The following is a 21631-nucleotide window of genomic DNA, read 5'->3' as shown; positions in this document are numbered from 1 at the left end:
AACGAACCAGCGCCGATGATAGTACGGATTACCCGTGCGAAAGTAGGACACTGCCAAACACCTATTTACGACACCTGCCTGATGGCGGGTGTCGTGCTTTGTGGGAGTATGATGAAAGGAATGGAAAGAATACTCAGATTAATTAAGAAGGAAGAGCGAACCAACTTCGCATAAGGTAAAATGCAATTATTTGTTACTTATGGGTAAAGATGCTTGTGTGATAAGTAATGTCAGGCTATCATAGCGTGAATACTGTATCTTTAAGGAGCAGTATTTCGCCCGATTAATTGTATAAGGAGTTCTGTATGAAGAAGTTTCTTTTCGTCGTTTTTACCCTGTTAAGTTTTTCTTGGGCATTAGCACAAGTTAATATTAACACAGCCACCGCGCAAGAGCTTCAAACCTTGAATGGCATCGGTCCGGCTAAGGCTGCTGCAATTGTGGAATATCGCACAGCCAATGGCCCATTCAAATCTCCCGAAGACATTAAAAATGTACGTGGTATCGGTAACGGCATTTATCAGAAGATTTCTTCAGAAATTACTATAGGCAATGGTCAGACTGTCCGTGCTCCTGCCGCCCGTCCGGCTACTCAGCAGCAACAGCAGCAACCGGCTGCTGCCAAACCAGCTACTCCTGCAGTCAAGCCGTCTGCCAGCAAACCTGCCGCCGCCCGGCCAGCTACCAACAAATCTGCTACCAATCCCTGATAAGCCCAAACACTATGCACCGCCAGCCATTTTGCCGGCGGTGTTTTTATGCCTGAAAGCGGGTACAATAAATACCATTTTATTTGGAGAAGAATATGCCCAAACACCATAAACTCATCATCCTCGGTTCTGGCCCCGCTGGTTACACCGCCGCCGTTTACGCCGCCCGCGCCAATCTCAATCCTATCATCATTACCGGTTTGGAACAAGGCGGCCAACTTATGACCACCACCGAAGTGGACAACTGGCCTGCCGATGCCGACGGCGTGCAGGGCCCCGAACTGATGGCACGCTTCCTCGCCCACGCCGAACGCTTCGGCACAGAAATCGTTTTCGACCATATCCACACCGCGCAACTGCAGCAACGCCCGTTCAAACTCATTGGTGATGCGGGCGAATATACCTGCGACGCACTCATCGTCGCCACCGGCGCATCTGCCAAATACCTCGGCCTGCCGAGTGAAGAAGCCTTCGCCGGCCGTGGTGTGTCCGCCTGTGCCACCTGCGACGGCTTTTTCTACAAAAAACAAGATGTGGCCGTTGTTGGCGGCGGCAACACCGCCGTGGAAGAAGCACTTTACTTGGCCAACATCGCCAATACCGTAACCCTGATACACCGTCGCGACAGTTTCCGAGCCGAAAAAATCATGGTGGACAAACTGATGCGCCGCGTGGAAGAAGGCAAAATTGTCTTGAAAACCGAAGCCGTGTTGGAAGAAGTATTGGGAGACGACAACGGCGTAACCAGCGTGCGGCTGAAATTCAACGACGGCCACAGCGAAGACATCGCCGTCAAAGGCGTATTTATCGCCATCGGGCACAAACCCAATACCGACATCTTCAAAGGCCAGCTTGAAATGGACGATGCGGGCTACCTGAAAACCAAAGGTGGCAGTGGCGACAACGTCGGCGCAACCAACATCGAAGGCATCTGGGCAGCGGGCGACGTGAAAGATCACACCTACCGCCAAGCTATCACCAGCGCGGCCTCCGGCTGCCAAGCCGCACTCGATGCTGAACGCTGGCTTGACCAACACTGAGTGCCAACAGGCTACCTGAAAGTGCGAAATATCTGAAAAGCCGTTTTAGTTTCGCAGAAACTCAGCTTCGGCTGCGCCGAAACATCACTTCAGGTAGCCTCTCGCCTATAATCAAATTTCAGGTGGCTTAACCGCAAGGCAATACTCCTAGTATCACAAATCATTGCTGGCAATAACAGGCTACCTGAAAATCAAAACGTTCCGTAAAACTATTTTTCAGGTAGCCTCCATGCCCACCGTTACGTTCTACACCCACGTTGCCGATTTAGAAATCTTCGCCTGCCGTTTGGCTAAACGCGCAGTTGAAGCCGGCTGCCGCGTGTTAGTTTGGGGCAGTAGTGCGGAACAGCTGGCAACCCTTGACCGCCAACTGTGGGCATTCGAGGCCGAAAGCTTCTTGCCGCATGAAATCTGGCTACCTGAAACATTGTGCCCACTCGAGCCACCGATATTGTTGGCTGAAGGCGAAATTCTGCCGTCGGTGGAAAGCCGCATGGCCGTGCTGAATTTGTCGGCAGACTTGTGGAGTAATGTGCCGAATACGCCAGAGCGTGTGCTGGAAATCGTCGGGCACAGTGAAACCCAGCTTGCCGCCGCCCGCCGTCGTTTTGCTGCCTACCGTAACGGCGGTTTCAAAATCGAACACTACAATATGCAGGGCAAAGCCTAGTTTTTTGTTCGCCGTCCGCTTTGCCGGCCTGCTATAAAAACAGCCCATTTTCGGCTAAAATGCCGCCTTTCCCGCCTTCAGTTTTGCTGCCGGATTTTTCAGGTAGCCTGTAGGTGTGCCGCCTCATTCCTATCATCATTTCACAATAAAATATGCAAAACGCAGAACAAATTGCCGCTGCCGGCATTGCCGCCATCCAAAACACCGCCGACCAGCAAGCCCTCGAACTCGTCAAGGCCCAGTATCTCGGCAAAACGGGCGAACTCAACGCCCTGCTCAAACAGCTTGGCAGCCTGCCGCCCGAAGAGAAAAAAACCGTCGGCGCATTCATCAACGAATGCAAGCAGCGTTTTCAAGCCGCCTACGATGCCAAACGCGCCGAGTTGGCCGAAGTCAAACTGCAAGCCCAGCTTGCCGCCGAAGCACTCGATATTACCTTGCCCGGACGCGCGCAGGAGAATGGCGGTCTGCATCCTGTAACCCTGACTTTGCAGCGCGTGGTTGAACTCTTTCACGGCATGGGTTTTGAAGTGGCAGACGGCCCGGAAATCGAAGATGATTTCCACAACTTTCAAGCCCTGAACATCCCTGCAAACCATCCGGCCCGCGCCATGCAGGATACGTTCTACGTTGAAAACGGCGATGTTCTGCGCACGCACACTTCCCCGATTCAAATCCGCCACATGCTCGACAAAAGAGAGCCGCCCATCCGCATTATTGCTCCCGGCCGCGTTTACCGTGTGGACAGCGATGCTACGCACTCGCCCATGTTTCACCAAGCTGAAGGCCTGTGGGTAGAAGAGGGCGTAACTTTCGCCGATTTGAAAGCCGTGTTCACCGACTTTATCCGCCGCTTTTTCGAACGTGATGATTTGCAAGTACGTTTCCGTCCGTCTTTCTTCCCGTTCACCGAACCGTCCGCTGAAATCGATATCATGGGCGAAAACGGCAAATGGCTGGAAGTCGGCGGCTGCGGCATGGTGCATCCCAACGTGTTGAAAAACGTGAATATCGACCCCGAGAAATACACCGGTTTCGCCTTCGGCATCGGCCTCGACCGTTTCGCCATGTTGCGTTACAACGTGAACGATTTGCGACTGTTTTTTGATAACGATTTGAACTTTTTGAAGCAGTTTGCGAAATGATTGTGCAGGCTACCTGAAAGCAACAGCCCAACAAAGTTAAAAAGCAGCCTGCGCCCCTAAACAAACAGGTCGTCTGAAAACAAAATCTGATAAAAAGTTAATTAGTTGATTGAGAACATAACATGCAATTCTCCTACTCATGGCTGAAAACCCAAGCCGATACCGAACTTTCCGCCGATAAGCTGGAACACCTGTTAACCATATCCGGCTTGGAAGTGGAAGAAGCCGAGACTGCCGCACCTGCGTTTACGGGTGTGGTGATTGCCGAAGTGAAATCCGTTGAAAAACATCCTGATGCCGACCGTTTGAACGTTACCCAAGTCGATGCGGGTACGGGCGAGTTGGTACAGATTGTGTGCGGTGCGCCGAATGTGAAAGCGGGCATCAAAGTGCCGTGTTCGTTGCCGGGTGCGGTGTTGCCGGGCAATTTCAAAATCAAGCCGACCAAGATGCGGGGCGTGGTGTCGAATGGGATGTTGTGTTCCACCGACGAACTCGGTCTGCCTGACGACGGCGTGAACGGCCTGTACATTCTGCCGCAAGACGCGCCCGTCGGTGCAAACATCCGCGAATATCTGGATTTGGACGATACGGTGTTCACGCTGAAAATCACGCCGAACCGTGCCGACTGCCTGAGCATTAAAGGCATTGCGCGCGAAGTGTCCGCGCTGACGGGTTGTGCGTTCAAGCAGCCTGCAATCCATGCCGCGCCAATCACTGGTAGCCGCAAACAGCCCGTGCAGATTGATGCACCTGCCGATTGCGGCCGCTTTATCAGCCGCGTGATTGAAAACGTGAACGCGCGCGCCGCTACGCCGGATTGGATGAAGCAGCGTTTGGATCGCAGCGGTATCCGCAGTATTTCCGCGCTGGTGGACATTGGCAATTATGTGATGCTGGAAATCGGTCAGCCGATGCATGTTTTTGATGCCGACAAACTTTCAGGCAGCCTGTACATCCGCCGCGCGTGTGAAGGTGAAACGCTGGAATGCCTAAATGAGAAAACCGTCTCCCTGTCTGAAAACACGCTGGTAGTGGCCGATGAAAAAGGCGCGTTGAGTTTGGCGGGTCTGATGGGCGGCGCGGCGAGCGCGGTTTCAGACGACACGCAAAATATCGTGCTGGAAGCGGCGTGGTTTGCGCCTGAAATCATTGCCGGCAAATCGCGCCAATACGGTTCTGGCTCGGATTCGTCGTTCCGCTTTGAGCGCGGCGTAGATTACCGTTTGCAGGCTGATGCCATCGAACGCGCTACCGAATTGGTTTTGCAAATCTGCGGCGGTGCGGCTGGAGAAATGGTGGAAGCGCAGGGTGAATTGCCCGAAGCGAAGCAGGTCGAATTGCGTTTGGGTCGTCTGAAAACCGTATTGGGCGTGGACATTCCTGCCGAACAGGTGGAAACCATTTTGCAGCACTTGGGCTTGCAGCCTGAAAAAACGGCGGAAGGCTTCCGCGTTACCGCGCCGAGCTTCCGTTTCGACATCGAAATCGAAGCCGATTTGATTGAAGAAATCGGTCGTGTTTACGGCTATGAAAATATCCCCGACGATTACACGTCAGGTCGTCTGAAAATGCTGGCACTGCCCGAAACCCGCCGTCCGCGTTTTGCCGTTTATAACGAAATGGCGGCGCGCGGCTACCGCGAAGTAGTCAGCTATGCCTTCGTTGACGAGCAGTGGGAACTCGACTTTGCCGACAACGCCAATCCCATCCGCCTGCAAAACCCGCTGGCGGCGCAGTATGCCGTGATGCGTTCCACGCTCATCGGCGGCTTGGTGGAAATTTTGCAAAACAATCTGAACCGCAAGCAAAACCGCGTGCGTGTGTTTGAAATTGCCCGCGTGTTCGGCAAAGGTTCAGATGGCCAGTTTGTACAAAACGAACGCATCGGTAGCTTGTGGTACGGTGCGGTCATGCCCGAACAATGGGGCGAGAAAACGCGCAACGCGGATTTTTACGACATCAAGGCTGATGTGGAAAATCTGTTGAAAAATAAAGCGGTTGAGTTTGTCAAAACCGAACATCCTGCCCTGCATCCAGGACGCGCCGCCAATATTGTTTCAGACGGCCAAGTCATCGGATTTGTCGGCGAACTGCATCCGAAATGGCTGCAAAAATACGACTTGCCACAAGCGCCGCTGGTATTTGAAATCGACATGGCCGCCGTGTTGGAATGCGAAAAAACGCGCTATCAGGCGGTATCGAAACTCCACCCGGTTCGCAGGGATTTGGCGTTTGTGGTGTCGGAGACAGTATCGTATGACGATCTCTTGACAGCACTTTTGGCTGTGAAGAGTCCATTCATTCAGGCAGTGGCCATATTTGACGTGTATCGCGGAGTAGGGCTACCTGAAAACATGAAAAGCATGGCAGTAAAAGTGATTTTGCAGGATACTGAACGTACCTTGACAGATGATATGGTTGAAGAGATCGTACAGAGGTTGATTGCTGCTGCTGAAACTGTTGGTGCACAGTTAAGATAGATAAGAATAAGAAGCCGGCTGCTTAGGTATCAAGTAACCGGCTTAGTTATATAAAATAAAATCTATTTGTTAATCATTGTACAAGAAGATGATTTGCTTTGTGCCTCACTTACAGTTTTGCATTCGTAGATAGTACCAGATGCTGTAATGTAAAGGGACTTTCTGTAGTTGCTAGGTCTAGGTTGGAGGTATACATAGTAACTGTTAATAGATGAACCACTCCCAAACCCTGAAGTAAACGTATATTTGCCTGTGGGGTTGCTATTTTTAGAGTTAATCAAGCTAGCTAGCCCAGCAGTAGAGTAGTTACCATTATTGAGTATTTTATTTTGTCGCATTTGCGCTGCAATATCTAATAACTCATTTTTTGCAACTGCTAAATCAGTTCGTTCAACATAAGCTTGATAGGAAGGCAGGGCAATGATTGTCAATATAGCAATAATTGCAACCACTGTTAATAGCTCTAGGAGGGTAAATCCAGTTTGGGCTTTCATATTCTTGACCTGTTATGAGCTGATGTACTCTACATAAGATTGCAAAGTCACAACTGTGTTAGAGTTTGCGCCCCATGCTCTAGCTGTAACCCGGAAAATACTTTTCGATGCATTTTGATCCTGATGAGTGCCACCCAAACGCTCAACCATATAACAAGCATTATTTTTATTGCTATTCCCAGAAATACAGTGCCTACCTTTCCCGTTGGTATTCAGATCTACACTATCATCCGAACGTTTCCATACTGGCGTGGACTCAGATGCTTTACCACCACAAATTCCATTTGAGCAACTATTAGAAGTTTCCTGTTTATCAAATTCGGCATTCCCCACTTTTAAAATACGAGATTCACCACTACGTAAAGCTTGTTCGGCTAGTGAGAGAGCAAACTTCCGATCCGCTTCGTTTGAGCTGATACGCATTTCAGTATTAGTAGATTGTATACTAGCAATTACAACTATTGCAATTACCAGCATCATGATTAGAACAACAAATAAAGTATAACCTTTTTGTTTTAGAATAGGTTGGCACATATATTACCTCCACGGACGTTTGCACGAATTAAATATTGATTCACGACACCGTAAGTTGATGGGCTATTATTAAGCCGTAATTGTACCTCAATAATGGTGGGTAAGGTGGATACACGCGTAATATTTGCTGTTGATTTTAGCTGGTCTCTATTTTCAGAAAAAGTAACCTTAGTACTAGTATCGTCACAGCCAGAATATATGGCAGAATATTGCATGCTCTGTATATTTGCAGCCATTAACTGAGGGTTACTCCACTGCCCATTTTTATCTAAGGTAAAACGGTAAAGAGCATCGGTGTCATTAACCCCATTTATACGACCAACAACGTAGGCAGCACTATATACCTGAGATAGTGTAGTTTGTGGGATATAAAAAACAGCACTATTATTTGAGTTTGATGTACGCGGGCCTGTACCAAAATCAGATACATCTACTTCATTGCTGTTAATTTTAATGTTGTTGCTTCTGTGTTTATCAATATACATTCGTGAACAAGAAGATAAAGCAACATGTCCGCCTGCTCGCACCACAGATCTTAACTCTTCAGAAGCACCAGTTGTTTTTGTTCCTGTGCTATCAAGAGGAGTGGGATGTAACCCGTACGTAAAAACGAGAACTTTTGATCCCGGTTTGGGAATAAAGTTATGGCGAGAAAATGCGGCGCTTGCATCAGTATTGCTCATGGTGCTAATGCCGTTATAATTTGGGTCACCCAATTTAAGTTGAAATTTAGCAGGAGATTGAAAACCATCACTTGAGCCAGGAGAAGTGGGGAGTTCTTTTGGGACTAAGTTGCCCATGTTAAAACAACCGAAGGCACCTGCCATTTGAGCATCACGTAAGACTAACTCTGATACGTTGCGTAAATCTTGTTGTGCGGCTAGGCGGTTTTCTGATGTTCTTTTCATTCTGCTGGTGGTGCCGTAAGTAATACCAATAGCCAGCAATACAACCAAGGCAAGCGAGCTGGCCACCATGAATTCAATTAGAGTAAAACCATACTCTGTGTTCTGTGGAAGAAGGGGGGAAATTGGAGAAAGTTGTTTTTTCCTCATGTTAATCTCCTACGACGGCACTATATTGGAAGTTATAATTATCACTATTTGCCCCCGCTGCATCATCATTAGTTTCTGACCATTTGACGGATATGGTGGTCGTGGGGGTTGCTCCGCTTGTACTGTCTATTTTGTAGGCAATATTGCCGGCATTTGGTAATGCAATCTTTAACTCATTCACAAACGCATTCGTAATACAAGTAGTAAACTCGCTATTCGTCACGATTGAGTTGGCAGAACCTAATCCACATATAACATTAGTGGTCGGAGGATTGCTGTCAACATTGACCCAAGAAGCGGTTTTATAGTTTGAATATTGTAATTTGGCATTGACGTTACTAGCACTACCTAAATTGGTAATGACATCTGGATTGCTCAGCATACCTGCAGATAGGTTTTGTACTGCCTGGGCAACACGAGTTTGCATTTCTGCCTCGCGGACATTACCAACAGATTTTAGTTGTGCAAGCATTAAAGCCATGATGCCGAAAGCCATAATAAAAACAGATATCAATACTTCAAGCAAGGTACTTCCGCGCATTGATTGTAGTTTTAGCATGGGAAATTTCTTTGTATGAGCCATGGTTTATAAGGTTCCTAAAATTATGAGAGAGCACAGAAGTTTTTGTAATCAGCTGCCTGAATCCTATCAAATACAGCAGGCGTCATGGATGTATTGCACGAGACAACTCTTCCACTAGGTGCAATGAGAGCCATCCGTACTCGTTTGCCATCACTGGCTGAAATTCTAATGTAGTGCGAGGCATAGGTGTAAGGTACACTGGATCCGCTTTTTATTCCAGTACCAAAAGAACCATTGGGTAAGAATATAAACCGGTATTTAGTGTTTGAAGTAGATAGCTTATTAAAACCAATATCCAAATAAGTGATATTGACATTGCCTTGATCGATCAAGACAGAGCGTAAATCAATATCGCTGTTAGGATTGGTGATACTACTTTGATAGTCGTCATCTTTGTTGCTATCAACAAATGCCAATAGGGAGCTACCTCCCTTATCACAGCCATTATCAGGTTTTGCGTCAGACTTTAACTTAATTCCTCCGCATATAAGCACGGGTGCGTTACGCCGAACAGCTTCTGTTCTGGCAAATCTAAAAGTGGTAACAACACGGTCAATATGCCCAGCAATTCTTTGATTTGAAATAAAATCACTCATGCTTGGCATGGCGAGCGTGGCCATAATCCCAATAAGGGTTAGGGTAATCATTAGTTCTATCAAGGTAAAACCCTGGATATGTTGTTGTGTTTTCATAGCCATCACTCTAAAACGGGGAATGGGGCACCCAAAAATAGGTGGATTGATTAGGATTATTCTTATTCTTCAGTGAAGTAAGTATGCCCAGTATGTACGGCGTTGTCAAATTTGCTGAATTCACCGGTAAACACCAGCGGGATTTTGCCGGTGGGACCGTTACGGTGCTTGCCGATGATGCATTCGGCCATGCCTTTTTTGTCGGTATCGGGGTGGTAGTATTCATCACGATACATAAACATAATCAGGTCGGCATCCTGCTCGATGGCACCGGATTCGCGCAGGTCGGACATCATGGGGCGTTTGTCGGTGCGGGATTCAACAGTACGCGACAGCTGCGAGAGGGCGATAATTGGAATGTCCAATTCTCTGGCCAGTGACTTAAGTGAACGAGAAATTTCTCCCAATTCTGCTGCACGGTTATTGTTATTGTGGCCGGTGCCGTTCATCAGCTGTAAGTAGTCGATAACCACCAGCCCTAATTTGCCTTTTCTTCTAGCCAGTCGGCGTACGCGGGCACGGACTTCCAACGAATTTAAGGCGGGAGTTTCGTCGATAAAGATGGGAGCGTCTGACAGTTTGTGCAGAGCGTCATTGAGCTTGCTCCAATGTTCGTCTTGCAATTGACCGGTTTTGAGTAAGCTCTGATCCAGCCTCCCAACCGAACCAAGCATACGCATTACCAGCTGCACACCGCCCATTTCCATCGAGAAGATGGCAACGGGCAGGTGCGTACTGATAGCGACGTTTTCCGCGATATTCAATGAAAAAGCGGTCTTCCCCATTGCTGGTCTCCCAGCGACGATGATGAGATCGCCGCCGTGCAAACCAGCTATTTTTTTATCTAGATCAATGAATCCGGTTGGAATGCCGGTTACATCGTCTTTATTTTCCCTCGAGTAAGCCTTGTCGATTTTGGCGACTGCTTCTTTCAGCATGGCAGGCATCTCTAAGAACTCGTGTTGCACTCTGCTGGTGCTTTCCGCGATTTTAAAGATTTTGGCTTCTGCCTCGTCTAACATTTGTTTGACGTCCTTGCCTTGCGGATTGTAAGCATTCCTAGCAATCTCTGTGCCAGCTTGTGCCAGTTGGCGCATGATGGAGCGGCTACGTACGATTTCGGCATAGCGGGAGATGTTGATGGCAGAGGCAGTATTTTGTGCTAAATCTACCAGATAGCCAAAGCCGCCGGCTTCCTCCAACACTTCTTCACGCTGCAATACTTCTTCCACGGTGATGGTGTCGGCGGGGCGGTTGCGTTCAGCCAGGTGGGAAATGGCGTGGAAAATTAGGCGGTGTTCGTAGCGGTAGAAGTCTTCTTCCGAGATGGTGCCGGCAATGCGGTCCCAGGCGGAGGAATCCACCATCAGTCCGCCCAATACCGACTGTTCGGCTTCTATGGAGTGTGGTGGTAGGGCGAGGCTTTCGTTGCTTTGGTCTTGAATATTCATAATTAGTTGTGGCGGGGGAATAGGGGCCCCTGAAAAATACGTTACTTAATGTGTGGTTCATGGCTACCTGAGAACCGGTATTCATTTGTTTTCCAGATAGTTTTCGAAGTGTGCTCCGACTGATCGGAGTAAACTGACAAATTCCGTCACTTTTATTGCTTGCACACGGGGTATGGAGCAGTCCTTTAGTTCCGTCGGATAAGGCAGGTTCATTCGGCGCAGGCAGGACGCTCAACTATCAACACCGTAGTTTGGTTGTACCAATGCGCACACAGGGCGGCTGCGGCGGCTGCGGCCGGGGATGCGGCCGCATTCCTGTGCGGGGCTGTCGAAGTAGCTGCTGCGTGAGAAGGATTTGCTGCGGCTGTCTGAGTTGCGGCCTCGTCGGCTGTGGCGTGTTTCACGCGGCTCACGTGTTTCGCGCGAGGAGTGCTCGGCGGCGGGGCGGCTGCCTTCCTGCTGATGTTGCCACCAGCGCGGCTCGAAGCCCTCAATCCGTTCCACCGGCAGTTCTTTGCCAATGAGTTCTTTAATGGCTTCAAACATTTTCTGTTCGTCTTCATCCATCAGCGAGATGGCCACGCCCTCGGCGCCGGCGCGGCCGGTGCGGCCGATGCGGTGCACATAATCTTCGGCCTGGGTAGGCATTTCGTAGTTGATGACAAATGGCAGCTCGACAATGTCCAGCCCGCGTGCAGCCACGTCGGTGGCTACCAACACGCGCAGTTCGCCGGCTTTGAAGGCGTTGAGCGTTTCCAAGCGGGTTTGCTGTGATTTGTCGCCGTGAATCGGCGCCACGCTGAGACCGCGCCGTTTCAGATCGCGGGCTACCTGATCAACGCTCTGCTTGGTTTTGCAGAACACGATTACCTGGTTGATGTGCAAATCCACAATTAGCCGCTCCAGCAGATTGCGCTTTTGTGCGGTGTCGATGGCGATGATGTGCTGTTCAACGCTGGCGCTGGTGGTATTTTGCGGGGCAGTTTGCACCTGTTCCGGCTGGTACATGAGATCTTGCGCCAGCTTGCGGATGGGAGGGGAGAATGTGGCGGAAAACAGCAGGGTTTGGCGCTGTTTGGGCAGCAGCTGCATGATGCGGCGGATGTCGTCGATGAAGCCCATGTCGAGCATGCGGTCTGCTTCGTCGAGCACCACGATTTCCACTTTATCCAGCCGGATATTTTTTTGCTGCACGTGATCCAGTAGGCGCCCCACGGTGGCCACCACGATTTCGCAGCCGGCGCGCAGGTCGGCAGTTTGTTTGTCCATATTCATGCCGCCGAACAGCACGGTGTGGCGCAGCGGCAGGTTTTTGATGTAGGCGGCGGTGTTTTGGTCGATTTGGTCGGCCAGTTCGCGGGTGGGGGTGAGCACTAGCATGCGCACCGGGTGCATGGCGGGCGAGGTGCTGGTGGTGGCGTAGCGGCGCAGGCGCTCCAGGCTGGGCAGCATGAAGGCGGCGGTTTTGCCGGTGCCGGTTTGGGCGGCGGCCAGCAGATCGTGGCCGGCCAGCACTTTAGGGATGGCTGCGGTTTGGATGGCGGTGGGCTGCTCGTAGCCCTGGTCGGCCAGGGCGGCGGTGATTTCGGCGGAAAGGCCGAGATTGGTAAAGGGGTTGTTCATATTTGCTCCGTGTGGCAGCTGTGCGGTGGGCGGCTGCGGGGAATGGGGATGGGCTTTGGCGGCGGTTTGGATGAATTTGGCCGGCAAAGGCTGAAGGCTACCTGAAAGCGTGGGCTTCAACGAAATTAGATAAAAGGCCGGAAAAGCAAGATGCCGAACAGGCCGTATTGTGCCTGAAAAACCAGTTTTCAGGTAGCCTTTGCAACGGCCTATTTCCAGATTTGCCGCGCATTTTGGCGCAGGTAGTCGGCATCGGAGAAAGTGGTGATCAGATGCGGCTTGAGGGCGATGAAGATGGCAGACAGCAGGCCGGTAAGGAAGGCTTCGCCTCAGGCAATCAGAAAGAACACCGGCAGTACGGAATCCAGCAGGATGGCAGTGGGAAAAGTTCCGGCCAGATACAGCAACACTCCATTTGCGGCCGCGCTGAGTAGGATGCCGGCCGCGGCGGCGAAAAAGCCATTGAGGAAGATGTAGATAAACAGGTTGCGCGGCAGCCGCTGCACGATTTGCCGCGCCAGCGCCACGCCGACCAGCGGCGGCACAATGCCGGCCAAAACCGTTAGCCCCGCCACACTTAAATTGTCCACGCCCTGCCACAGCCAGATATAGGGCAACAACAGCAATACGGCCAGGCAGAACGCTGCCGGAATGTCCACCATCAAGGCCAGTAGGCCAATACCCAGCAAGTGGTAGCTCAAACTGCCCAGCGTCCTGCTGGCCGGTGCGGCACATAGGCTCCAGCACAGCGCCATGATCAACAGCCCAACCCATGCCGCCTAGCGGTGTGCCCGCCATGCTGCCAAAGCCGGGCGCAGGGCGGCGGCAAACAGCATCAGGCACAGCACGTTAGCGGCTCAGATTTGCCAATCAATCGGCGGCAGGCCGTGCTGTTGCAAATAGGCATTGGCCTGTGAGAAATGGCGGCAGCCGAAGAAGCCGCGGTGGGCGGAGAGCGGCGAGGGGTGCGGCGCGGTGAGCACCAGATGGCGGGCGCGGTCGATAATCGCGCCTTTTTTCTGGGCATGGCTGCCCCACAGCATGAATACCAAGTGTTCGCGCCCTTCGTTGAGCACGGCAATCACGTGGTCGGTGAAGGTTTCCCAGCCCAACGCGGCGTGGGAATGTGCCTGTCCTGCGCGCACGGTGAGCACGGTGTTGAGCAGCAGCACACCCTGCTCCGCCCAGCTTTGCAGATAGCCGTGTTTGGGGATTTGAAAACCAGGGATGTCTTGCGCCAACTCTTTGTAAATATTTACCAGGGATGGCGGTACGGCCACACCTTCGCGCACGGAAAAGGCCAGTCCGTGCGCTTGGTTGGCGCCATGATACGGGTCTTGTCCGAGGATGACCACGCGCACCCTGCCGAACTCGGTGGCGCGGAAGGCGTTGAACACGTCGGCGGCAGGCGGGTACACAATCTGCCCGGCTGCGCGCTCGTTGTGCACGCTATGGATGATGTGCTGGAAATAGGGTTGCTGCTTTTCCGCACCGATGGCTTCGTGCCAAGTTTGCATGGGAATTCCTTTTAGATGGGAAGAGGCTACCTGAAAAACGGGAACCGCCGTTTCAGGTAGCCTTTGGGGTTACATCAGCCAGCCGTCCGGCGTAACGGGTTGATTGTCAATTAAACGCACGACGCCGACCACTACGCGGAAGAGATACCAAAAGCAAATCACCACCACCAGCGGCACGCCGAGAATCACGCCGATAAAGGTAATGGTAAGCAGGAAGCCCACTACAAAGCCGATTAGGCTGCCCCAAAAAGTTCGCAGTAGAAATTGGATGTGGTCGAAATAAATCGTACCGCGCATATCGTCGCGCTTCACATAAGCCACAATGGCGCCGACGAAAGTGGGCAAGGTAAAGCCGACTATACCCAGCGCATACAGGCCGTAAATCGCATACATATAGTTGCGCTGCTCAGGCGTGGGTGTGTCAGCAGTGGGCACGGGGTAGGTGGGATCGGGTTGTGTAGTCATGATGACACTCCTTGCAGTGGATTTAATGCGTATCCAGCTCGGCAAAACCTTTTACCAGATTATCAATCTGTTTGAGCTGGCTCAAGAAAGGCTCGAGCTGGCTTAAGCGCAGGGCGCAGGGGCCGTCGCACTTGGCCTGCTCGGGATCGGGGTGTGCTTCCAAAAACAGCCCAGCCAGCCCCACCGCCATGCCGGCGCGCGCCAAGGTAACAATCTGCTCTCGCCGCCCGCCGGCCGAATCGCTGCGTGCGCCGGGCTGCTGCAGGCTGTGGGTAACGTCGAAAAACACCGGCACATTCATCTGCTTCATGGTGTCAAAGCCGAGCATATCCACCACCAAGTTGTTGTAGCCGAAGGCAGAGCCGCGCTCGCACAAGATGATTTTATCATTGCCCGCCTCCAGGCACTTGTTGATGATGTGTCGCATTTCATGCGGGGCGAGGAATTGCGCCTTTTTCACGTTGATAATCGCACCGGTGCGCGCCATGGCGTGCACCAGATCGGTTTGGCGGCTCAAAAAGGCCGGCAGCTGCAAAATATCGGCCACCTCCGCCGCTGGCGCGGCTTGGTAAGGTTCGTGGATGTCGGTAATCACTGGCACGCCGTAGGCCGATTTAATATCGGCCAACCATTGCAAACCCTTTTCCAAACCCGGTCCGCGGAAAGAATGCAGGCTGGAGCGGTTGGCCTTGTCGAAACTGGCTTTGAATACATAGGGAATATCTAGCTTGCGGCAGATTTCCACATAAGTGGCGGCAATTTCCATGGCCAAATCGCGGCTTTCCAGCACGTTCATGCCGCCGAACAAAACAAAGGGGTGATTATTGGCAATGGCGAAGCCGTGAAGCGGGATTTGCGAAAGGGCGGTTTGCATGGCGTGCGTCCGTTGTTTGGGTGGATTTTAAAGATGGCACGATTATAGCGGAAAAAAAGGGGGAGAACGGAAGGCTTAAGATAGTTTATATATTTTCAGGTATCCTATTTGGGCAATGTAGGAAAATCAATGAATTGCCTGCTGCGCAACCTGAGCGCACTAGGCTTTGTGCCGAGATTTGAGTACAATACACTACATCAAAGTAACGTGTTTGCTGCAAGCAAACAGACCGCCAGCCGCCGCCGGAACCACAACCAAACAGAGGCTGGTGTTTGTTTCAGCCCGGCTGACAGCACGCGCCTTCGGGTGTAGAAAGTGGAACATGACCAAAGCGAAAACAACGCCGATTTTACCGCCCGCCATGCTGGGCATTTTGGGCGGAGGCCAGTTGGGCCGGATGTTTACCGTGGCCGCCAAACAAATGGGCTACAGCGTTACCGTGCTCGATCCCGATCCTAACTCCCCTGCTGCTGTGCTGGCCGACAAACACATCTGCGCCCCGTATGACGACCTCGGTGCACTGGCCGACCTTTCCACTTGCGCCGCCATTACCACCGAATTTGAAAACGTAAACGCCCAAGCCATGCGCGCCTTGGCCTTAGAAACCCGCGTTTGTCCCAGCGGCGATAGCGTGGAAATCGCCCAAAACCGCATTCAAGAAAAAGCCTGGATAGCCAAAGCCGGCCTCCAAACCGCGCCTTACCTGCCTGTTATCCAAGAAGCCGACCTCACCGACGAAGTCCTCAAGCCGCTCCTGCCCGGCATCTTCAAAACTGCCATGTTTGGCTATGACGGCAAAGGCCAGGTGCGCGTGTCCAGCCCGAAAGAAGCCCGCGCCGCTTTCAAACGGCTCGGCAGCGTGCCTTGCGTGTTGGAAAAAATGCTCAACCTGCATTCCGAGATTTCCGTGATCGTGTGCCGACTCAACAGCCAGCAGGTGGAATGTTTCCCGCCTGCCGAAAACCGCCACGAAGACGGCATCCTCGCTTACTCTATTGTGCCTGCCCGCCTGCCCGACGAAGTGCAGAAACAGGCACAGGAAATGGCCTGCCAGCTGGCCGAAGCCATGAATTACGTCGGCGTGCTGGCTGTGGAAATCTTCGTGATCGGCAACGACCACAAACTGATTGTGAACGAAATCGCCCCGCGCCCGCACAACTCCGGCCACTACACTTTGGATGCCTGCGCCAGCAACCAATTCGAACAGCAAGTGCGCCTCATGTGCGGCCTGCCGCCTGCCGATACCCGCCTGCTTTCTTGCTGCAGCATGGCCAACCTCTTGGGTGACATCTGGCTGCCCGAAGGCAAGGTAAACTGGTTGCCGCTCTTGCAACGCCCCGACGTGTGCTTGTATCTCTACGGTAAAAAAGATGCCCGCCCCAGCCGCAAGATGGGACACTTCACCGTGCTTTCCTCCCAATCTGCCGACATCGCTTTTATGCTCGCGCACAAATTGCAGCGGCAACTGCAGCGCAAAGGGAAATAACAAACGCCAACCCAACAGGGCTGCCAGGAACGGTGGCTCTGTTTTTTATGGGGAGCGGATACGGAGTAGCTTGGAGGGTAGAGGCTACCTGAAAATTTCAGGTAGCCTTTATCTTGCCCGGCTGGTCTACAACGCGTTTTGCGGCCTGCCTTCGGCGAAGGCAGTGATGTTGGCTTCGAGGATTTCGGTCATATTGAGCAGGGCCTCCTGGCTGGTCCAGGCGATATGCGGGGTAACAATGAGGTTGGGCAACGGGGCGAGTAAGGGGTTGCCCTGGCGCGGGGGTTCTTGACTGAGCACGTCGAAACCAGCGCCGCCGAGCCGGTCTTGTTGCAGGGCGGCGAATACGGCTTGTTCGTCGGCGAGGCCGCCGCGGCCGGTGTTGATGAGGATGGCGGTCGGTTTCATCAGGCTCAGCTCGGCTTTGCCGATCATGTGGCAGGTGTGCTCGTTGAGCGGGCAGTGCAGGGAAACGGCATCAGCTTGCTGCAGGGCCAGCTGAAACGGGGTGTAGCCTTCGCGCACGGCGGTGGCATGTTTGTGTTCACCCCAGACAACCTGCATGCCAAAGGCCTGGGCGTAGCCAGCAAGGGTGCGGCCGATGTTGCCGCGGCCGAAGATGGCGAGGGTTTTGCCGCCGAGGTCGTGCATAGGGGTGTTGAAGTGGACGAATTGGGGGGATTGTTGCCAGGCACCGGCGGCGATGTCGCGCATACAGGTGGGCAAGTGGCGGATAAGGGCGAGCAGCATCATGAAGGCGTGTTGGGCCACACTTTCGCTGCTGTAGTTGCGCACGTTGCATACGGTAACGCCGGCGGCTTTGGCAGCGGCCAGATCGATGTGGTCGTAGCCGGTGGCGGCCACGGCAATGAGTTTGAGCTGGGGGTTGGCAGCGAGGTGTTCAGCGCGGATGGCAACTTTGTTGGTGATGGCGATTTGCGCACCGGCGAGGTGGGCGTTGGTTTGCTCGGGCGTGGTGGCAGGAAATTCGTGCAGGGAGTGGGGGAAGTTGAAAGAGAGCGGGCGGGCGGGAAGGGTGTCGCGGTCGAGGAAGACGATGTGCATGAATGGCTCCTTGGAACAGGGATATGAAGACGATATGGCCTGCAGCGAGTATAGCGCGAAACCAGGGGCGGGCGGGCGGCTACCTGAAAATCGGCGCCGCCTGCTTTCAGGTAGCCTTAATTAGATTTTCGGCGGCCTGCCGGTTTTAGCTTCATGGAACCACCGCTGCCTACTACTTTCACCGTTTGAGTTTGCTTTTTTTCATAGTTGCGAGCACTTGGAACTATTTGATGGCGCAGTAGAAGCAGATGAAAGTTATTTGGAAGGCGGCCGCAAAGGCAAACGCAGTCTCGGAACAGCCGGCAAAGTTGTGGTATTCGGGCTGTTAAAGCGTAATGGCAAGGTTTACACCGTTACCGTAGCCAATATTAGCGACTACCCTACTGCCGATTATCCGGGAGCAGATAAGGCCGGACAGCGTAGCTTATACCGATTGTTACAGTATCCCAACGTATTGGATGTTAGCGAGTTTAGCCGCTTGCACATTAATTACCACACTCATTTTGCAGGCAGGCAAAACCACATTAACGGGGTTGAGAATTTCTAGAACCGGGCCAAACGTCATTTATGCAAGCTTAACACAAAGACATTGCTGAAGATATTGAAGACACTAAATCAGGCGAATAAGCCCGATTGCAGTTGTATTGGAAATGCTGCTGGAAAGCTCGGCGGCATTTTTGCTGGCTGGATAGATTGATAGAGAAAAGGCTACCTGAAACTTTAGATTGCAGCTGTGCTAGTGTGCTCATGCTGGCTGGTGTGTGGATTTTCAGGCAGCCTTTAAGCCTCTCTCAAAAGGCTACCTGAAAGACAGTGTGGGCTAATGTTGTTTGAGGGGCAGTTTGATATGGGGTTTGGACGTAGTTTTAGGGGCGGGAGTAGGTGCGGCTTTGAAGCCGAGTTCGATTTGCTGCTCATCGCTGAACAGGTTGCTCCAGTCGCCGCTTTTATACCATTTGGGGCCGTCGGTTTCAATGGGATGTTGGATACGTTCGCAGCCATTGCCGCATTGCAGATCTTCGGTGCGGCAGTATTTGTCACAACCCCAGCAGATGCGTTCGGGGTGTTTGGGGGAAATGGGGAATTTTTTGGCCATGATGTGTGTCTTTTATTGATATGGTTTAAAACACGGCGGTGCGGGCTAAGGAGAGGATTCTTATAGCTGCTACTGCATTAGCTTGCTTTGCCTCAGCTACAATAATAAAAATCCCACTCTCATTGGCGCTGCACTTTGCGTACCTGCGAAATGGTATGCAGGGAATGGATGATTTGCTTGAGCTGTCCGAGGTTGGATACTTGGAGGCGGAAGCTGAATTCGATGAAGCCTTCGCTGTTTTCCTGGGCGGAGCTGAGGGTATCGACCGATTCGATGTCGGCACCATGCCCGGATACGGCTTGTGCCATGGCGGCGAGCAGGCCGTGGGCGCGTTTGGCGGATACGGTGATGCTGGTGTGGTAGGTTTTCTTTTGCTCGATACCTTCCCAGTTGGCATCCAGCTGTTGCTCGGGTGGAGCTTTGAGGGTATTGGGGCAGGTATCGCGGTGAATGATGAGGCCGTGGTCTCTCACGAGCAGGGCTTTGATGTTGTCGCCGGGGATGGGGTGGCAGCAGGAAGCAAGTTGGACACGGCCGCTGTCGCTGCTGCCCACGCTGATGGGGGCGATTTTCACGCCGTTGTTTTCGGGCTGGCGGCCGGCGATTTCGGCAATGTGCATGGCCACGGATACGGGGGCGAGTCTGCCCATGCCCACATCGTAGAGGATGTCTTCGAAGCTGGTGTTTTTGCGGCTGAGATCGTCGAGATAGCTTTGCTTGAGATCTTCGGAGAGCAGGAGCTCTTGCGGCAGCAAGGCGGTGAGGGCGCGTTGCAGCAGTTGCTCACCCAGGTGAACGGCATCGCCGCGGTCGATGTTTTTGAGTTTGTTGCGGATGGCACTGCGGGCGCGGCCGGAAATCACGAAGTTGAGCCAGGCCGGATTGGGACGGGCGGTGTTGGAAGTAATGATTTCCACGCTGTCGCCAGTGCGCAGGCGGGTGCGCAGGGAAACCATGTTGTTGTTGACGCGGGCGGCAATGCAGCGGTGGCCGATATCGGTGTGCACGGCATAGGCGAAATCCACCGGTGTGGCGCCTTCGGGCAGCACGAGGATTTTGCCCTTTGGGGTAAACACATACACTTCACGCGGGAACAAATCCACTTTAACGTGTTCAAGGAATTCGATGGCGCTGTCACCTTGGGCTTGGAAGTCGAGAATATTTTGCAACCATTGGTGGGTACGTTGGGCGGCAGGGTCGGTTTCGGGATTTTTGTAGAGCAGGTGGCTGGCCACGCCTTCTTCGGCCACTTTGTCCATATCGCGGGTTCGAATTTGCACTTCGATGGGCAGGCCGAATGGGCCGACCAGGGTGGTATGCAGGCTTTGGTAACCATTGGCCTTGGGGATGGCGATGTAGTCTTTGATATGGCCAGGCTTGGGTTTATAGAGGCTGTGTAGCGCGCCGAGGGCAGCGTAGCAGGCGGGGATGTTGTTTACGATGACGCGGAAACCGTAAATATCCATCACTTCGGAAAAATGCAGTTTTTTGTCCTGCATTTTCTTGTAGATGCTGTAGAGGTTTTTTTCACGGCCACGGATTTTGGCTTCGATATTGGCACTTACCAGCCGCTGGCTGAAGGCGCTCAATACTTTGCCCACCACGTCGCGGCGGTTGCGACGGCTGGCTTGGCGGGCGCGTTCGAGCACGGCGTAGCGGTTGGGCAGCAGATATTTGAAGGAGAGATCTTGCAGTTCGCGGTAGGCTTGGTTGAGGCCTATGCGGTTGGCGAGCTGGGCGTAGATTTCCAGCGTTTCATGGGCGATGCGGCGGCGGCTGTCGGGCTTTTTGGCATCGAGCGTGCGCATATTGTGCAGACGGTCGGAGAGTTTGATGATGATGACACGGATGTCTTTGGTCATCGCCATGATGAGCTTGCGGAAGCTCTCGGCCTGGTGCTCGGCCTGGCTGTCGTATTCGAGCTTTTCCAGCTTGGAAAGGCCGTCCACCATGTCGGCGATGGCTTGGCCGAATTCGGCGGCAAGCTCTTCTTTGCTCGTACCAGTGTCTTCGAGCACGTCGTGCAGCACACCAGCGCACAGGCCTTGGGCATCGATGTGCCATTCGGCCAGCTGTTGAGTCACGGCCATAGGGTGGGTAATGTAGGGCACGCCACTATTGCGGAATTGGTTTTGGTGGGCGCGGATGCCGAAATCGCAGGCGCGGTTGAGCAAGCTTTGTTCTTCGGTTTTCAGGTAGCCTGCGGCGTGCAGCAGGGATTGGCGGCTGCGTTCGATGATGAGGTGGTAAACCTCGTTGATTTGCCGGCGGCACTGGGTGAGCTGGGCTTCTTGGCCGGCTTCTGGGCTGGTGTGGATGTGGGCGATGATTTCGATGCACACTTCGCCGAATGCGGGCTGCAAAAAGGCAGGGTCGGCCTGTGTGCCGAGGTCTTCCATGGCAATTTGTACCAGCACCGCGCACAGGGCGTGCACGCGCTGTTTTTCTTCGGCCAGTGCGGCGGTGAGGCGGAAGGCGCGTTCGAGCCGCTCGGGCTGCCCCTGCTTGGTGGCGGTGTCGTAAATGTAAACGCAGGTGGCTTCGAGCAAGGCCCAACGTTCCATTTTTTTCAGGTAGCCTGTTTGGGCAAACAGGTGTTCACGCCAGGCAGCAACGGGGGCGGCATAATCGGCGCTGGGGGCAATCAT

The 21631-nt window shown here is 52.9% G+C and carries 21 protein-coding genes and 1 pseudogene; 8 read left to right on the top strand and 14 right to left on the bottom strand.

Annotation, left to right across the window (positions count from 1 at the left end):
- The first annotated feature begins 305 nt into the window (after nt 1-305).
- From A7P96_RS04480 to pheT, 5 genes are all read left to right on the top strand, one after another.
- Nucleotides 306-710 carry a ComEA family DNA-binding protein gene (locus tag A7P96_RS04480; RefSeq protein ID WP_067525074.1) on the top strand — a complete coding sequence of 135 codons (405 nt, stop codon included), beginning with the start codon at nt 306-308 and terminating at the stop codon, nt 708-710.
- A 95-nt stretch (nt 711-805) separates the two neighbouring features.
- A complete protein-coding gene (gene trxB / locus A7P96_RS04475) occupies nt 806-1750 on the top strand; it encodes a thioredoxin-disulfide reductase (RefSeq protein WP_067525072.1) in 945 nt (314 codons plus the stop codon).
- Between the two features lie 229 nt (nt 1751-1979).
- Nucleotides 1980-2420: a DNA polymerase III subunit chi gene (locus tag A7P96_RS04470; RefSeq protein ID WP_067525070.1), complete on the top strand. Its 441-nt coding sequence runs from the start codon at nt 1980-1982 to the stop codon at nt 2418-2420.
- Nucleotides 2421-2572: 152 nt separating this feature from the next.
- A complete protein-coding gene (gene pheS, locus A7P96_RS04465; protein WP_067525069.1) occupies nt 2573-3565 on the top strand; it encodes a phenylalanine--tRNA ligase subunit alpha in 993 nt (330 codons plus the stop codon).
- Nucleotides 3566-3687: 122 nt separating this feature from the next.
- Nucleotides 3688-6048, top strand: a complete 2361-nt coding sequence (pheT, locus tag A7P96_RS04460; protein ID WP_067525068.1) for a phenylalanine--tRNA ligase subunit beta — start codon at nt 3688-3690, stop codon at nt 6046-6048.
- Nucleotides 6049-6110: 62 nt separating this feature from the next.
- On the opposite strand, the gene A7P96_RS10235 is transcribed toward pheT, so the two are convergent.
- The 11 genes from A7P96_RS10235 to kdsA all read right to left on the bottom strand — a co-directional run bounded on the left by A7P96_RS10235 (nt 6111) and on the right by kdsA (nt 15336).
- Nucleotides 6111-6542, bottom strand: coding sequence for a type IV pilin protein (locus tag A7P96_RS10235; protein ID WP_082880719.1), 432 nt, complete (start codon nt 6540-6542; stop codon nt 6111-6113).
- A gap of 12 nt (nt 6543-6554) precedes the next feature.
- Nucleotides 6555-7076 carry a PilX N-terminal domain-containing pilus assembly protein gene (locus A7P96_RS10230; RefSeq protein ID WP_082887906.1) on the bottom strand — a complete coding sequence of 174 codons (522 nt, stop codon included), beginning with the start codon at nt 7074-7076 and terminating at the stop codon, nt 6555-6557.
- A complete protein-coding gene (locus A7P96_RS10685; RefSeq protein ID WP_151086336.1) occupies nt 7058-8131 on the bottom strand; it encodes a PilW family protein in 1074 nt (357 codons plus the stop codon). Before A7P96_RS10685 ends, A7P96_RS10230 begins: the two co-directional genes overlap by 19 nt.
- A gap of 1 nt (nt 8132) precedes the next feature.
- Nucleotides 8133-8690 (bottom strand): hypothetical protein, encoded by a 558-nt coding sequence (locus tag A7P96_RS04455; protein ID WP_156496269.1) that lies wholly within the window; start codon nt 8688-8690, stop codon nt 8133-8135.
- Nucleotides 8691-8734: 44 nt separating this feature from the next.
- On the bottom strand, nt 8735-9406 hold the full coding sequence (locus A7P96_RS10225; RefSeq protein WP_231863633.1) for a GspH/FimT family pseudopilin: 672 nt from the start codon (nt 9404-9406) through the stop codon (nt 8735-8737).
- A 62-nt stretch (nt 9407-9468) separates the two neighbouring features.
- Nucleotides 9469-10857: a replicative DNA helicase gene (gene dnaB, locus A7P96_RS04450; protein ID WP_067525064.1), complete on the bottom strand. Its 1389-nt coding sequence runs from the start codon at nt 10855-10857 to the stop codon at nt 9469-9471.
- Between the two features lie 231 nt (nt 10858-11088).
- Nucleotides 11089-12480 carry a DEAD/DEAH box helicase gene (locus A7P96_RS04445; RefSeq protein WP_067525082.1) on the bottom strand — a complete coding sequence of 464 codons (1392 nt, stop codon included), beginning with the start codon at nt 12478-12480 and terminating at the stop codon, nt 11089-11091.
- Nucleotides 12481-12809: 329 nt separating this feature from the next.
- Complete coding sequence (locus A7P96_RS04440) at nt 12810-13235, bottom strand: energy-coupling factor ABC transporter permease (RefSeq protein ID WP_156496268.1); 426 nt, start codon at nt 13233-13235, stop codon at nt 12810-12812.
- A gap of 102 nt (nt 13236-13337) precedes the next feature.
- Nucleotides 13338-14003: a uracil-DNA glycosylase gene (gene ung / locus A7P96_RS04435; protein ID WP_255361162.1), complete on the bottom strand. Its 666-nt coding sequence runs from the start codon at nt 14001-14003 to the stop codon at nt 13338-13340.
- 63 nt (nt 14004-14066) lie between these two features.
- Nucleotides 14067-14462 (bottom strand): hypothetical protein, encoded by a 396-nt coding sequence (locus A7P96_RS04430; protein ID WP_197474146.1) that lies wholly within the window; start codon nt 14460-14462, stop codon nt 14067-14069.
- Between the two features lie 22 nt (nt 14463-14484).
- Nucleotides 14485-15336, bottom strand: coding sequence for a 3-deoxy-8-phosphooctulonate synthase (gene kdsA, locus A7P96_RS04425; protein WP_067525060.1), 852 nt, complete (start codon nt 15334-15336; stop codon nt 14485-14487).
- A 322-nt stretch (nt 15337-15658) separates the two neighbouring features.
- Here kdsA and A7P96_RS04420 point away from each other — a divergent pair, with 322 nt between their 5' ends.
- Nucleotides 15659-16822: a 5-(carboxyamino)imidazole ribonucleotide synthase gene (locus tag A7P96_RS04420; protein ID WP_067525058.1), complete on the top strand. Its 1164-nt coding sequence runs from the start codon at nt 15659-15661 to the stop codon at nt 16820-16822.
- 126 nt (nt 16823-16948) lie between these two features.
- Here A7P96_RS04420 and A7P96_RS04415 read toward each other — a convergent pair whose 3' ends face one another.
- On the bottom strand, nt 16949-17887 hold the full coding sequence (locus tag A7P96_RS04415) for a D-2-hydroxyacid dehydrogenase (protein ID WP_067525056.1): 939 nt from the start codon (nt 17885-17887) through the stop codon (nt 16949-16951).
- On the opposite strand from A7P96_RS04415, the gene A7P96_RS11355 reads away from it, so the two are divergent.
- Both A7P96_RS11355 and A7P96_RS04410 read left to right on the top strand, forming a co-directional pair.
- Nucleotides 17886-18011: a hypothetical protein gene (locus A7P96_RS11355; protein ID WP_255361161.1), complete on the top strand. Its 126-nt coding sequence runs from the start codon at nt 17886-17888 to the stop codon at nt 18009-18011. The genes A7P96_RS04415 and A7P96_RS11355 overlap by 2 nt on opposite strands.
- 34 nt (nt 18012-18045) lie before the next feature.
- Nucleotides 18046-18431, top strand: a pseudogene (locus A7P96_RS04410) (transposase); the annotation flags it as partial.
- Nucleotides 18432-18707: 276 nt separating this feature from the next.
- On the opposite strand, the gene A7P96_RS04405 reads toward A7P96_RS04410, so the two are convergent.
- Entirely contained in the window at nt 18708-18983 is a 276-nt protein-coding gene (locus tag A7P96_RS04405) for a DUF3079 domain-containing protein (protein WP_067442654.1), read from the bottom strand.
- A 119-nt stretch (nt 18984-19102) separates the two neighbouring features.
- Nucleotides 19103-21631 carry a bifunctional (p)ppGpp synthetase/guanosine-3',5'-bis(diphosphate) 3'-pyrophosphohydrolase gene (locus tag A7P96_RS04400; RefSeq protein ID WP_156496267.1) on the bottom strand — a complete coding sequence of 843 codons (2529 nt, stop codon included), beginning with the start codon at nt 21629-21631 and terminating at the stop codon, nt 19103-19105.

Source organism: Eikenella sp. NML03-A-027, assembly GCF_001648395.1.
Classification (GTDB): domain Bacteria; phylum Pseudomonadota; class Gammaproteobacteria; order Burkholderiales; family Neisseriaceae; genus Eikenella; species Eikenella exigua.
The sequence above is the reverse complement of the archived record's forward strand: the minus strand, read 5'-3'. Positions and strand labels throughout refer to the sequence as shown.